This window comes from Streptomyces sp. NPDC001393 (genome assembly GCF_053597455.1).
The window spans coordinates 93,280-106,959 of record NZ_JBSFIH010000017.1 but is presented as its reverse complement, the minus strand read 5'-3'; the positions used below and the strand labels follow the sequence as shown (position 1 = coordinate 106,959).

The window sequence follows — 13,680 nt, the reverse complement described above, 5'->3', positions numbered from 1 at the left end:
CTACGTGTCCCGGCCACTGACCAGAGATCCGCACGCCGTGTCACCCCCGGTCAGGGCCGTGCTCAGGGCGCTGCGCCGTCGGATGCCCAACTTGCGGTAGCTGTGCGTCAGATGGGTCTCCACGGTACGGCGGGCCAGATGCAGCAGATCCGCGATCTCCGCGTTGGTGCGTCCCCCCGCGGCCAGCTCGGCGATACGACGCTCGCTGTCGGTGAGCGAGGCGGCACCGGTGCGCGTCGCCGGGCGGCGCGCACCGCTCGCACGCAGCGCCTCCTCCGCCAGGTCCCGCAGCCGTATCGCGCCCAGGCGTTCGGCGAGCCCGGCCGCCTCCCGCAGGATGCCGCGGGCGCCAGACGACTCGCCCGACGCGGTCAACTGACGGCCAAGGGCCAGCAGCGCCGCCACGAGCTCCGGTCCTTCCGGGCCGCCACGCAGCAGCCGTACCGCCTCCTGGGCCAGGTCCAGACCCCGGCGCCCGCCGGTCGCCGTGCCGAGAACACGCAGTGCCCGGCCCACCGTGCGGGGCGTGTTCCACACTCGGGCCAGGCGCAGCTCCTCCTCGGCCAGGGCGAGCGCCTCCCGTGGGACGCCCAGGGCCAGATGGCACTCGGCGGCGGCCGTGCGCCACGGGGTGACGACCGGGCTGAACACCTCCCGGGCCGACTGGCGGCGCCCGCACTCCAGGAAGTCGTGCAGGGCTCCCGCCACGTCACCGTTCGCGGCGCGCAGCTTCCCGCGCGCGTACAGGAACCGGTTCAGCTCCCAGGACTCCTGCGGCGTCCGCAAGTCGAAGGCTTCGGCCAGGTGTTCGGCCTCGGTGACGCGGCCCGTCTCCACGAGTGCCGTCAGCGCGTGAGCATGGGCGTTGGTCGGGGTCGCGGTGGCGGGCGGCGGGTCGGCCAGGAGGCGCGTGTAGTCGCCCCGCGCCGCGAAGATGTCGATACGGATGTTGAGCAGCGCCTCGTGCATGGGGTGCAGGACGTCGGGGCGTTGCCCGGTCAGACCGCGCTCCACCAGCCGTTCGGCCTCGTCGAGTTCGTCGGCCCACTGAGCGACCGCGGCGGCCGTCCCCAGCAGGTACGGCTCGGACAGCGGGTCGGCGGGTTCCGCCAGCAGACCGCGCAGGCGCAGCATCGCCTCCCTCGCCGAGCTCAGACCTGCCATGACCGCGTATTTCACCAGGAACGCGTGACCGGCCGTGCTGATCGACTCCGGCGAGCGCTTGGCCACCTCGACCAGCCGCTTGTACGCCTCCTGCCGCACCAGCTGTTCCCTGTCGGACAGTTGCAGAAACGCCTGCCGCAGGATGCACACCAGGTCGGGACGGTCGGCGAGCGCACCGAACAGCGAGCGCAGCACCTCGACCCCCGCGCGGGTCCTGCCACGGCCGGTCAGCGCCGTCCCCAGGGCGACCGCGGCACGCACCCGTTCCTGCGGCGGCCCCGGCAGCCGCAGCGCCTCGGTGAGCCTCAGGATCGCGGCCGAGGAGCCAGGCACCGCGTACTCCAGTGAGCCCAGTTCGGTCAGCAGGCGTTGTCTGCCCTCATCGGAGAGGGGTTCGTCCAGAGCGCGGCGCAGGAAAGCCACCGCGTCCTCGATGTGCCCCTCACGCAACGCCAGTGAAGCGGCGTCCTGAAGCACCGGCAGTGCCCAGGGCGCGTCCACCACGTCGGTGAGCAGCAGTTGACGGGCGACAAGCTCGCTGGAGACACCGCGGTGCAGCATCGCCTCGGCGGTCGCCCGGTGCGCGGCGCGCCGCCGGGCCGCGGGCACGCCGGTGAGCATCTCGTCCCTCAGTAGCGGATGGGCGTAGCGGGCGCGGCCCATGCCGTCGGGGCGCAGCAGTCCGAGGCCGGTCATCGCGGTGATCCAGCCCGCGACCCGGGCCGGGTCGGCGCCGGAGAGTTCGGCGAGGAGTGAGGGGATGTGGAGGACGGGGAACTCCGCACTGGGGGCGGGTCCGTGGTCCCAGCCCTCGTCCAGGATCGCCAGCGTCCGCGCCACCTCCGCGGTACCCGGCCCGGCGCAGTCCAGCCACCACTGCACGGCCGCCGAAAACGCTCCCGGGTACAGCGCGGCCGAGGTGTCCGGCACGACCGGGTGACTGCCGTCGGAGAGGTCGTCCAGCAGGGCGCGCAGCAGCAGGGGGTTGCCCGCGCCGGCCCGTATGCAGTCTTCGATCCACGAGTCGTCGGCGTCCGGGAAGGCCGAACGGACAACTGCCGCTGCCGAGTTGTCGGACTGCGGGGTCAGGGTGTGCGTGGTGACCAGGGCGGGGGAGAGGCTGTGGGCGAGGCCCTGTGCGGGCGGATCGACGTCGTACTGGCTGCGCTCGGTGGCCGCCAGGACGATCGGCAGCCGGTCCATGAGCCGGGCGGACTCCACCAGCCAGCGACGGGACGCCGGGTCAGCCAGGTGCACATCGTCCACGGTGATCAGCAGCGGCGACTGCTCGGCGTACGAGCGCAGCACCCGTCGCAGCCGGGCACCGGTCGCCCGTTCATCGCCGTCCCACGCGGCATCTACGAACTCGGGTACGAGGCATAAAAGTTGAAGGATGGCGGCGAAGGGGATCGCGGAGTCGCCGGCGGAGCAGCGGGCGCGCAGCACCTGCATACCGTGGGCGGCGGCGTCCTCGGCGGCGGCCTCCAGGACCGTGGTGCGGCCCATGCCGGTGGCACCCCGCAGCAGGACCAGACGACCGGTGCCCGCACGAGCGCGCTCGGTCGCGGTGGCCAGCAGCCGGGCCGCTTCCCGTCGTGGACATGCCGGTCGGGACATCCTGCCTCCTTGTGCGGACGTGAGCGTCCTCACTCACGAGGACGCAGTGCGCCGGACATCGGTGGCGTGACCTACAGCGTGAGAAGAACCACCATGGTCGCGCACCTGTGCGACGGAACCGGCATGTCGCTTCCGGCATCACGTTCCCACTGTCGTGGTTCCGGCCGGCCGATCTCGTGGTCCGTGTCGTGGTGCTCCACGATTGCGCTGGTCACGCACGTCACACGAGGGTGAACACGATTCCACCCGCCTCTGACCCCACAGAAGTGGCGGGGCGCAGACAGGAGACAGGTGCTCAACTCAATCCGGATGACACACGCCGGTACGGCAGACGGCACCGCTGTGCCGCCGGCTCGGGTGCCCGTGGCGGTGCCCGCCCGTGTGGTGAAATGGCGTCAGCCGAGATGCTGCTTACATCGGTCGTGTCTGGTGGCGGCGTGGACGAAGCGCCCCGAGAACGAACACCGGCCAGCCGCTGCGGCGTTGGCCAGTCTGATTCCCAAAGAGGTGCTTTCCGCCGCCGAACTGCTCGGCCCTTTCGGTGCCCTGGGCCTGTCGCCCCTTGCGGAGCTTCAAGCACCAGCGGCAAACGGTCACGTGGGAGACGGTCACGTCGCGCTGGTGCAACAGCTCCTCGACCTGGCGGAAACCGAGCGGGAACCGGAAGTACTGCCACACGCAGTGCGCGGTGATCTCCACCGGGTAGCGGTGGCCCGTGTACGACGGCGACGCGCTTTCCACGACAAGCCCCTCCCGCCAGGACCAACCCGAAGGTCATCTCACTCACCGGTCAACGCGACCCCCTTCGGCGCCTTCCTGGCCGACGCCAGACGGTGGACCACCGCCTGCTCGCTGTCGTCAGGTCCCAGCGCCTGCCCCAAGTGCGGGACCCGCCCCGCTCCAGCTTCTTCGTACACGACGGGGCGGTGTGGACCTCCGCCGGAATCACGGCGAGGATGGACCTGGCGCTCGCCGTGGTCGAGGAGGACCACGGGCCCGAGGATCGCCGGGGTCTTCCGCGCCGAGACCGGACTCACCCCGGCCGCCTATGTGGAGACCGTCGGCATCGAGGCTGCCCGGGCTCTACTGGAGACGACGGACACCACCATCGACGCGATCGCCCGAGCGTGCGGCTTCGCCGAAACCCTGCACCGCCGCTTCAAACGCACCCTGGGCGTCACACCGGGGCAGTATCGGCACCACTTTCCCCGGGCATCGTGAAGGAGCGTCTGGGCCTGGCCGTGGCGGTGAGAAGCCCGAGTGCCACCGGCACGTCTCCTTGGGCGCCTTCGGCCACTGCGGGTTGTGCAGCACCCTCGGTCCTCCGCTGACCCGGACGCCGACCTGGTCGTGGAACTGCGCTTCAGCGGCCGGACCTGGCACGAACAGCACAGGGAGTGCACGGTCCGGGTCAGCGACTGGGGTGCACCACGACCTCGGTCCCATCCAGCCGCGCACACCGCACCCTTCCTCCCGTAAACCGTCCCGGTACACCACTGATCGGAGCAGTCTCGATGAACGACACCACGTCGGCGGAGTTCTCCCCGCCCCGGAACGCAACGGCGGGTAACCATCCATGGGACAGCAAGTCGAAGGCAGCTGAACACGCGCCGGCCCCGGCTGAGCCGGCACGGCTCCAGCTGTCGGTGCGGGCTCATGGACTTCACCGGGCGACGGTCGGCGACAGCCAAGCTCTCGGAGGTGCTTGGCGATGCAGCGGGCGGTTGCGGCTGAGTAGCCAGGTCATATGAGTTCCGTCCAACTTTGCAAACCGGACCACGTCGCCTGGACCACAGAAGCAGGTTATGCATGGCAGTCTCGTCCGATTACGACGGCAGCGGCGTAGCAGCAGCTCCGTTCCGGGTGCTCGGGCCGCTTGAGGTGAGCGGTGAGCTCGGGGCGGTGTCCGTGGCACCGGGGCGTCAAGAGATCGTCCTCGGGGCGCTGGTGCTAGAACTGAACCGGGTGGTGGAGACGACCCGCCTGGTGGATGTCATCTGGGCTCAGGGTCCGCCGAAGACCGCACGAGCCCAAGTACAGATCTGCATCTCCCGGCTCCGCAAGGCACTTTCGAACGGCGGAGTTGACGCCACCATCGAGACCCGCGCTCGCGGGTACATCCTGAGGGCGCCGGAGGATGCGACCGACGTCAGCAACTTCCGTCGCCTGGTAACTGAGGCGCATGCCCTGGCCCGTGATGGTCTGAAGATGCCTGCGGTGGAGACGCTTCGCTCGGCGATAGGCCTGTGGCGGGGGCGGTGCCTGGCTGGTGTACCCAGCGAAGTCCTGGCCGGTACGGCAGCGCAGTGGGACGAGAGGCGCCTGGACGCGGTGGAGACCTGCATGCGGCTGTCGCTGGAGCTGGGCCGTCACGAGGACCTGGTCGGCGAGCTGATGCAGCTTGTCGCCGGCCATCCGCTGCGTGAGCGGCTGCGGGGGCACCTCATGGTGGCGTTGTACCGTTCGGGCCGGCAGGCGGAGGCGCTGGATGCCTACCACCAGGGCCGCGCGATGCTCATCGAAGAACTGGGCCTGGACCCAGGGAGGGAACTACGCGACCTGGCACAGGCAATCCTGACCGACGACGCTGACCTGGCACTGGCCGAACCGGCTGAACCGGCCGAACCACGTTCTCTCCTGGCGACGCCGCTCTCTGAGGCGGTGGAAGAGCGTAGTGCCGATCCCGACCCGGTCGTCACCCCAAGGCAGCTTCCCGCCGACATCGGCGATCTCGTAGCCGACGACACGATCGTTTCCGCGGTCTGCGACGCCGTCACCGAGGGACAGGACATGGGGCAGCTGAACGTGGTCCTGGTGCTTGGCGGCCCTGGTGTCGGCAAAAGCACCTTGGCCAGGCACGTGGCGCACCGACTCGCCACCGAGTACTTCCCGGACGGACAGCTCTACTTCGACCTCCGCGGGCCCGGCGGACAACCGGTGGGTCCGGCCCAGGTGTTGGGGCGGTTCCTCCGAGCGATGGGCGTACCAGGCCAAGCCATACCCGATGCGCTCGACGAGCGCACGGAGATGTACCGCAGTCTTCTGGCCGATCGACGGATCCTGGTGTTGCTGGACGACGCGATGAGCGAGTCGCAGGTGATGCCCCTGCTACCCGGAACCGGCAGCAGCAGCGTGCTGGTCACCAGCCGCGGCCAGCTCACGGCGTTGCCGGGCACACGCCGGTTCGACTTGGAGGCGGTGAGCCAGGAACAGGCCGTCCAGCTCCTGGGGCGGATCATTGGAGAGCACCGTGTGGAGAGCGAGCGGGAGGCAGCGGGGGTCCTCACACGCTTGGTGGGCGGGCTGCCCCTCGCGCTGCGTATCATCGGCGCGCGCCTGGCCGCGCGCCCGCACTGGTCACTGACCTCCATGTGGCACCGGCTTGAGAACGAGCACCGCCGACTGGACGAGCTGGCACACGGCGAGCTGTCGATCCGGGCAAGTCTTTCGCTCAGCTACGACGGCCTGGCGACGGCCGACCGTCGCCTGTTGTGCCTGCTCAGCCTGGCCGAGGGGACGGAGATTCCGAGCTGGCTGGGTGCCGCCCTTGTCGACGACCGCACGCCGCACTCCACTGACCTGCTGGAACCGCTCATCGACATGCGGCTCCTCGACATCACCGCCATGGACCAGGGCGGGGAGTTCCGATGCGGACTGTCGCAGATCGTACGGATGTTCGCGCACGAACGGCTGCCCGCGGAGACTTCGGAGGCAGAACGCGCCGGAGCGGTGCGGCGTATGGTCGGTGGCTGGATGGCGCTCGCGGAGAGGGCGCACAAAGAGATCTACGGCGGTACGTACACCATCGTGGCGGGCTCGGGCGAGCGGTGGCATCCGCCGGAGGACCATGTCCAGCGGTGCCTCCGCGACCCGCTCGGGTGGCTGGAGCGCGAGCAGACCAACCTGTTGAACGCGGTCGAGTTGGCGGCCCGGTCCGGGCTGGACGAGTTGTGCTGGGAGCTGGCCACGACTCTGGTGACGCTCTTCGAGGCCCGTGGCTATCCAGAGCTCTGGGAGCGCACACATCAGGTAGCGCTGACCGCGGTACAGGAGGCCGGCAACGAACGGGGCCAGGCGGCGGTACTCGGCTCGTTGGGGACCCTGCACCTGTACCGGGGTGAGTATGAGGCAGCAGGCCCTTACCTCAGCACCGCTTTGGAGATCTTCGAGCGGGTTGGTGAGGTGCGTGGTCAGGCGCTGTGCCTGCGTGACATGGCGCGCATCGAGCGGCACCGCGGTGACGACGATCGGGCACTGACCCTCTACGAGAGCGCCGAGCGCAACTTCGTGCGGGCGCAGGACGTCATTGGCCGGGCGTACGTGCTTGGCGAGATGGCACACATCACGATGCGGCGAGCGGATTTCGCGCTAACCCGTTCGTATCTCGACGAGGCTCTCGGGATCTGCCGGTCAGCGGGCTTCGACCGGGGCCAAGCCCTCGCACTGCGGCGGCTGGGCCAGATGCTGATGTACCAGCAGCGGTACGAGGCGGCGGAGCGGACCCTGCTCGAGGTCCTCGCCATGGTCGGGGCGAGCGGCGACCTGGTCGGAGAGGGGTACGTGCTGCACGACCTCGGCCGGGTCAATGCCCACCTGCGTCGCGTGGAACAGGCCGTCCAGTACTACTCGCGATCGGCCAGGATTCGGGAGCGGATCCTGGACCACAGCGGGGCCGCTGCCGTACGGGCCGACATCGTTGCCATCCTGGGCAGCCCGATGACGTCGGTCGGCTGATACCAGGAGGCATGCTGGTCCGTCACGTCCACGGCGTGTTGCCGGCCGGTGTTTCGTCGGCCAGCGTCACGGCGACCGGGCCCTGCTTCACGCCGTGCTGATTTCCTACAGCGCCCAGGAACAGCACGACGACGGCCCCCGGGGCAGCCGGTAACTTCTTGATGGCCATCTCAGTTCTCCTCTCCTTGCAACCCGTTTCCGCAATCCGTCCGTGTGTGTTGCTGAAACCAGCGTGAACCAGGTGCCCATCGCGGCCGCATGCTCGCGCTATCACCGCCCTATCCCAGGCCGGTCCCCGCCGTGGATGCGCCGTGATGCCGGGCCGATAGGGCGACAACGGAGATTGGGTCCTGCCGACCTCGGCGCCCCTTCAGGGGACGGCCCTCAAGGAGTAGTCCAATGACCGTAGCGACCCGGGACGCGGTGACGCCCGCCGCGTTCGGCGTCCCGGAAACCGAATCGCAGCGCAGCACAAGGTCCCCGGCGACAGCAGCGGTAGACCTTGTCAGGGAGTTCCCACGGAAGAGGAAGGAACTGGTGCGTGCGCGCCTGGGCCTCTCCTTGACCGTGGCTCAGGGGAAGGTGCACGGCCGATGACGATGGACGCGGAGTTCTACTCCCGGGTGGCCGAGCGGTTCGGCGGATACTTCAGCGATGCGCGGAGCACCGACGTATTCGCCGACGGCCGACCGGACGCCGTCTTCGATGAACTGGCGACTGCACTGGGAGCGCCACACGCCCGACTGCTGGATGCCGGCTGCGCCGACGGGCGTAGTCTGCTGCGCATCTCTCGTGCGTACGGCTCCGCAACCGGGATAGATCTGTCGCCGCCGATGCTGGAATGCGCCGAGCGGTATCGAGCGGAGGCAGGTCTGTCGCATGTCACGTTTGAGCTGTGCGACGCCGCCCACACAGGGCTGCCCGATGGGTACGCCGATGTGGTCACTTCCCGCCGCGGTCCGCTGATCGCCCGCGAGTTCGAGCGGGTCCTGCGCCCCGGTGGGGTCGTGGTGTACATGGGGATCGGAGAGCAGGACGCGCGCGAGCTGAAGGAAACGTTCGGTCGCGGCCAGAACTTCGACAGCTGGAACGGCAGGCCCTTGTCGGAGGAGATTGCTCAAGAACTGTCCGATGCAGGCTTCGTTGTGACAAGAAACCAGGCTTTCCGGTTCGAGGAGTTCTACCACTCGGCGGGTGATCTGGACACGTTTCTGCACCAAGTGCCGATCGTCGACAACTACGACCCGGCGGCGGACAAGGAGGCATTCGATCGATATGTCGCCGCGGTGACCGTCGATCAGGGCGTCCGGCTGAGTCGGCATTGGTTCATAGTGCAGGCGCAGAAGCCGACGGCCGTCGAGCCGTCCCACTCATAGGAAACGGTGCGCCATGGAGCAGGATCTCGTAGTCAACGAAATCTTCGGTCCGACCGTGCAGGGCGAGGGTCGGTCCCTGGGACGCAGGTGCGCGTTCCTGCGACTCGGCGGGTGCAACCTGTCGTGCTCGTGGTGCGATACGCCATACACGTGGGACTGGACCGGAGCCGGTGAGAGCGGGGTCGCCCACGATCCGCGTAAGGAGCTGCACCGCCGCCCGGTCGAAGATGTCGTCGCAGAATTGCTCGGACTCGACACCGAGCTGATCGTGATCTCCGGCGGTGAGCCCCTGGGTCAGCAAGAGCGACTGATTCCTCTGGTGGCAGCATTGACCGGACGCGGTAAGGAGATCGAGATCGAGACCAACGGGACGCACGCCGCGCACCCCGAACTCATCGCCGCCGGCGTCAGGTTCAACGTCTCGCCGAAGCTGTCGCACTCGGGCGACGCCCTGCAGCGCAGGATCGTCCCTGCCGCACTCACCAGTCTTTCGGCACTGCCGGGAAGCACGTTCAAGTTCGTCTGCCGGAACACCCGCGATCTCGACGAAGTGGCCCAGTTGGTTGCCACCTTCGACCTGCCCTCGGTATGGATCATGCCGATCGGGCGTACCGCCGACGATGTCACAAAACACATGGGCGAGTTGGCCGACGCGGTGGTAAAGCGCGGCTGGAACCTGACGACGAGACTGCACACCTTGGTGTGGGACGACAAACGCGGCGTGTAGGCAACAGCACACGCAAAGGAGAAGGGAACTCGGATCGATGGCATTTCGAATCACGAAGAAATTTGAATTCTCGGCCAGTCATCGGCTTGTCGGCCTAGCTTCTGGGCATCAGTGTGCCCGAATGCACGGGCACAACTATGTGATCGAGTTGGAGCTTGGAGCCGATGATGCGGATCTGTTGCCCGTGGGCTTCGTTCGAGACTACGGAGATTTGTCCGAATTCAAGGCCTGGCTGGACGATCATCTTGATCACCGGCATCTGAACGATGTGATGGACGAAAATCCGACGGCTGAGAATATGGCAGCCTGGATCTACCAGACATGGTCGATGAAGTTTCCCGAGTTGACCTGCGTGCGTATCTCAGAAACTCCCAAGACTTGGGCCGAGTACCGACCGTGAGGTCAGTAACACCGAAGCCCGGACGAAAGGTGACCGCATGTCGGTGACAAAATTGGACCTCGATGGTGACACGTCAGCGTCGAGGACGGCCGACGACCCACTGGTCGAGCTCGCCCGCCAACTGTTGGAGGAGATCGGCGAGGACCCGAATCGCGACGGACTGCGCGACACACCGGCGCGGTTCGCTCGCTGGTGGCGAGAGTTCATCAACTACGACCCGGGTTCGCTGGGCACGCTTTTCGAGTCCATCGGCACGAGCCAGCTCGTAGTCGTTTCGGACATTCAGGTCTGGTCGCTGTGCGAGCACCACCTCCTGCCGTTCAACTGCTCCGTGACGATCGCGTACCGCCCGACGGGGCAACTGCTCGGTCTGTCGAAGTTTGCCAGGGTCGCCCATCAGTACGCGCACAGGCTGCAGGTCCAGGAGCGCCTCGTGGACCAGATCGCGCTCGAGATCAGCACCCTGAGCGGCACCCCGGACGTCGCGGTCATAGCGAAGGGCGAGCACCTTTGCATGTCGATGCGCGGCATCAAGGCTGCCGCGCAGATGACATCGACCGCCTATCGCGGAGAGTTCGGCACGGACTCCGGGCTCCGGGGCGAGCTGTTCGACTTGCTGCGGGCGTGAGCCATTCGTCTCCGAATGCGAAAGCAGTGAGCGATCCGGGTGGTGCGGTGACGGGATCGCACGGCTAGGGAGCGCCTGGGCGCCGGCCGCTGGTCGCGACGCTGCTCCGCGCGGTCGCGCGATTGCACCGACCGTGCGTCAGCGCGATCCAGAGTCGCGGATCCGGTCCGGTCGACATGAAAGGACAACGATGGACGTAAATGATTCTTCGACGCCTGCGGAAGCCGTTCGGCTGCTCCCCGTACTGGACGCCGACCGGCTGGTGGCCGACCTCATGACTGCGCGCGGCCACCTGTGGGATGAGCAGAGCTCGTACACCAACGGGCGAGTGTCCCGGTGGGCCGAACAGGACTGGCGCTGCCTCGCGGTGCGCAGCCCCGGTGGTGACAAGACACGCACCGACGCAGGCGGCCCCGGCGGTGAGGAGTTCGCCGACACCGAGTGGCTGGACCACATGCCGTACGTGCGGGAGGTCCTGCGCTCGATTCCCGGGCCCCTCTACGCAGCCCGATTCATGGATCTTGGACCCGGAGTCCTCGGATACCGCCATTCCGATCCCAAGTTCGCCCCGGACTGGGGTATGGCCCGGCTGCACATCCCGGTCATCACTCACGAGGACGCCCAGCTGGACCTTGACGGAGAGATCTATCACTGGCAGCCCGGAGAGTTCTGGTTCGGCGACTTCAGCCGCAAGCACCAGATCCAGAACCTCGGTCCCGAGCATCGGGTTCATCTCGTCGTGGACGTGCTCGTCACACCGGAGCTGGCACAGCTGTTCCCGGCCGACTGGGCCGACTACTTCAATGGCTCGGATGTGCTCTACAACCGCCCGGCCGTGGCCACGACCGACCGGGAGCGGGAAGCCGCGCGGTGTTCGTTCGACGCGCCGGCGCATTTGCTGGAGACAGAGGTGTTCGGGTCGTTCACCGGCCCGCAGCCGCAGGCCACCTTCAGCATCGTCGACTCCGGCACGGGCCTTGCCCTTCGGTCTCCCCAGGGCCATCTCTTCCCGCTGGTGGCCCTCGGCGGCCACGAGTACCGCCTGGTCGGATGGAGCGAGGAGCGAACCGTCACCACGAGGCTGGACGGTCCACGGCCCGAAGTCGAACTGACCTACCGCAAGGGCCACCGATCGACCGGGCTGGTCGTCCCGGCCAGGCCGGCGCCGTGACGGACGCCCGCACGTCCGCCGCTGTTTCGTTGCAAGGAAGGCGACGCATGCCGAAGACTGTCGCAATCGTGTCCGGCGGCCTGGACTCGGTCACCATGGCCTACCACCTCCAGGCGCAAGGGCACACACTCCACCTGCTGTCCGTGAACTACGGCCAGCGTCATCTGGTCGAGCACGAGTTCGCAGAGAAGGCGGCTCGATCACTCGGCGTGCCGCACGACGTCGTCGATCTCAGCCCCGTCGGCAAGCTCCTGAGCGGTTCATCGCTCACCGACCCGAGTGTCGACGTGCCGGATCACAACAGTGGGTCGTCCGGCGAGAGCCCGAACGTCGTACCCAACCGCAATGCCCTTCTGCTGTCCGTCGCCTTCGCGGTAGCCGTCGCCGAGAAGGCGGAAGCGGTGGCCGTCGGGGTGGTCGACGATCTGCAGGCCGCGCCCGACAGCAACGCCGCGTTCATCGATGCCTTCCTCGCCATGGAGCGGATCGCGACCCGCGGATACGCGCATCCCGACCTGACCCTGACAGCGCCGCTGGTCAGGCTGCGCAAGAGCGACGTGGTGTCGCTCGGTGAGGAACTCGGCGTCCCCTGGACCGAGACCTGGAGCTGCTTCCGTGGCGACGCCTTGCAGTGCGGACGATGTGCCGCCTGCAGGGAGCGGCAAGAAGCCTTCCGGGAAGCCGGCGTCACCGACCCGACGAACTACCAGACCAGCGATTCGGAGGAGCTGCGATGACCGACACCTTTCCCGTGCTCGACCTCCGTGACGCCGCCGGTTCGGAAGGGACCCGGGCAGAGTTCCTGGACCGGTTGCGCAAGGCCATCCACGAGGTCGGCTTCTTCCAGCTCGTCGGCCACGGCATCGAGGACGCCGACGACATGCTCGACCTCAGCCGCCGGTTCTTCGCCCTGCCCGAAGCCGATCGGCTCGCACTGAACATCCTCGACTCGCCGCTGTTCCGCGGCTATTCCGAACTCGGCCGCGAACACACCAAGGGCATCCCCGACCAGCGCCAGCAGCTGGACATCGGACCGGAGCAGCCCGCCAGGACGTCCGCGCCGGGCGATCCTGCCTACCGGTGCCTGATCGGCCCGAACGAGTGGCCCGAGGCGATGCCCGAGCTGCGCCCGGCCATCGAGTCATGGATCGCCCGGCTGACCGATCTGTCACATCGACTGCTACGGCTGATGCTCGAGTCGCTCGACGCCCCCGCCGGGTTCCTGGACGACGTGGTCGACCCGGATCCGCAGATCCACCTCAAACTCCTGCACTACCCCGGTCCCGAGCAGGCTGGCGAGGACGCGGGAGAGGGACAGGGGACCGGCATCCACAACGACCTCGGGCTGCTCACCCTGCTCGTCCAGGACGGCAACGGCGGCCTCCAGGTCGCGGTCGAGGACGACCAGTTCGCCGACGTGCCGGTGATCCCGGGGGCGTTCGTGGTCAACCTGGGAGAGCTGCTGGAGGTGGCGACGAGGGGCTACGTGCGTGCCACTCTCCACCGGGTGGTCCGGCCCGCCCCGGGCGTCGACCGCTACTCCATTCCCTTCTTCTACAACCCCCGGCTGGACGCCACGATGCAGCCGCTGCCCAGCCCCTATGTCGAGGGCGCCGACGGAGTCATCGACGTCGCCGACAACCCGTTGTTCGCCCTCTACGGCGACAACGTCATGAAGGGGCTGATCCGCTCCTTCCCCGACATCGTTGCCCGGCACCACCCGACCCTGGCCCCGGCAGCCGGGTCCAGGAGTTCCTGACATCGGGCGGCCGAGCACATCCTCACCGCCCGGCCCGAGTCGTCGGGCCGGGCGGTGGCGTCGCGGACCGGTCTGACGGGGACCGAACGAACATGAGACAGGGC

General features: G+C 68.1%; 11 protein-coding genes and 1 pseudogene. 9 read left to right on the top strand and 3 right to left on the bottom strand.

All coding sequences use genetic code 11. The features are described 5' to 3' along the window. On the bottom strand, nt 1-2,781 hold the full coding sequence (locus ACWC2T_RS20240) for an AAA family ATPase (RefSeq protein ID WP_450671716.1): 2,781 nt from the start codon (nt 2,779-2,781) through the stop codon (nt 1-3). A gap of 528 nt (nt 2,782-3,309) precedes the next feature. Then, nucleotides 3,310-3,522 (bottom strand): annotated as a pseudogene (locus ACWC2T_RS20235) (IS6 family transposase); the annotation flags it as partial. Nucleotides 3,523-3,831: 309 nt separating this feature from the next. Here ACWC2T_RS20235 and ACWC2T_RS20230 point away from each other — a divergent pair. Together ACWC2T_RS20230 and ACWC2T_RS20225 are read left to right on the top strand one after the other, a co-directional pair. After that, nucleotides 3,832-4,002: a helix-turn-helix domain-containing protein gene (locus ACWC2T_RS20230; RefSeq protein ID WP_450671715.1), complete on the top strand. Its 171-nt coding sequence runs from the start codon at nt 3,832-3,834 to the stop codon at nt 4,000-4,002. Between the two features lie 588 nt (nt 4,003-4,590). Then, nucleotides 4,591-7,515, top strand: a complete 2,925-nt coding sequence (locus ACWC2T_RS20225; RefSeq protein WP_450671714.1) for an AfsR/SARP family transcriptional regulator — start codon at nt 4,591-4,593, stop codon at nt 7,513-7,515. Nucleotides 7,516-7,537: 22 nt separating this feature from the next. Here the strand turns inward: ACWC2T_RS20225 and ACWC2T_RS20220 are convergent, their stop codons facing one another. Further along, a complete protein-coding gene (locus ACWC2T_RS20220) occupies nt 7,538-7,684 on the bottom strand; it encodes a hypothetical protein (protein WP_450671713.1) in 147 nt (48 codons plus the stop codon). A 424-nt stretch (nt 7,685-8,108) separates the two neighbouring features. Between ACWC2T_RS20220 and ACWC2T_RS20215 the strand changes: the two genes are divergently transcribed. The 7 genes from ACWC2T_RS20215 (at nt 8,109) to ACWC2T_RS20185 (ending at nt 13,576) form a co-directional block, all read left to right on the top strand. Further along, complete coding sequence (locus tag ACWC2T_RS20215) at nt 8,109-8,891, top strand: class I SAM-dependent methyltransferase (protein ID WP_450671712.1); 783 nt, start codon at nt 8,109-8,111, stop codon at nt 8,889-8,891. Between the two features lie 13 nt (nt 8,892-8,904). Further along, a complete protein-coding gene (locus tag ACWC2T_RS20210; protein ID WP_450671711.1) occupies nt 8,905-9,618 on the top strand; it encodes a 7-carboxy-7-deazaguanine synthase QueE in 714 nt (237 codons plus the stop codon). Nucleotides 9,619-9,655: 37 nt separating this feature from the next. Beyond that, nucleotides 9,656-10,018 carry a 6-pyruvoyl trahydropterin synthase family protein gene (locus tag ACWC2T_RS20205; RefSeq protein WP_450671710.1) on the top strand — a complete coding sequence of 121 codons (363 nt, stop codon included), beginning with the start codon at nt 9,656-9,658 and terminating at the stop codon, nt 10,016-10,018. 37 nt (nt 10,019-10,055) lie between these two features. After that, nucleotides 10,056-10,646, top strand: coding sequence for a GTP cyclohydrolase I (gene folE, locus ACWC2T_RS20200; RefSeq protein ID WP_450671709.1), 591 nt, complete (start codon nt 10,056-10,058; stop codon nt 10,644-10,646). Between the two features lie 190 nt (nt 10,647-10,836). After that, nucleotides 10,837-11,817: an aspartyl/asparaginyl beta-hydroxylase domain-containing protein gene (locus ACWC2T_RS20195; RefSeq protein ID WP_450671708.1), complete on the top strand. Its 981-nt coding sequence runs from the start codon at nt 10,837-10,839 to the stop codon at nt 11,815-11,817. A 47-nt stretch (nt 11,818-11,864) separates the two neighbouring features. Beyond that, on the top strand, nt 11,865-12,554 hold the full coding sequence (queC, locus tag ACWC2T_RS20190; protein ID WP_450671707.1) for a 7-cyano-7-deazaguanine synthase QueC: 690 nt from the start codon (nt 11,865-11,867) through the stop codon (nt 12,552-12,554). Next, nucleotides 12,551-13,576, top strand: a complete 1,026-nt coding sequence (locus ACWC2T_RS20185; RefSeq protein WP_450671706.1) for an isopenicillin N synthase family dioxygenase — start codon at nt 12,551-12,553, stop codon at nt 13,574-13,576. The genes queC and ACWC2T_RS20185 overlap by 4 nt, the downstream gene beginning before the upstream one ends. Nucleotides 13,577-13,680: the final 104 nt, after the last annotated feature.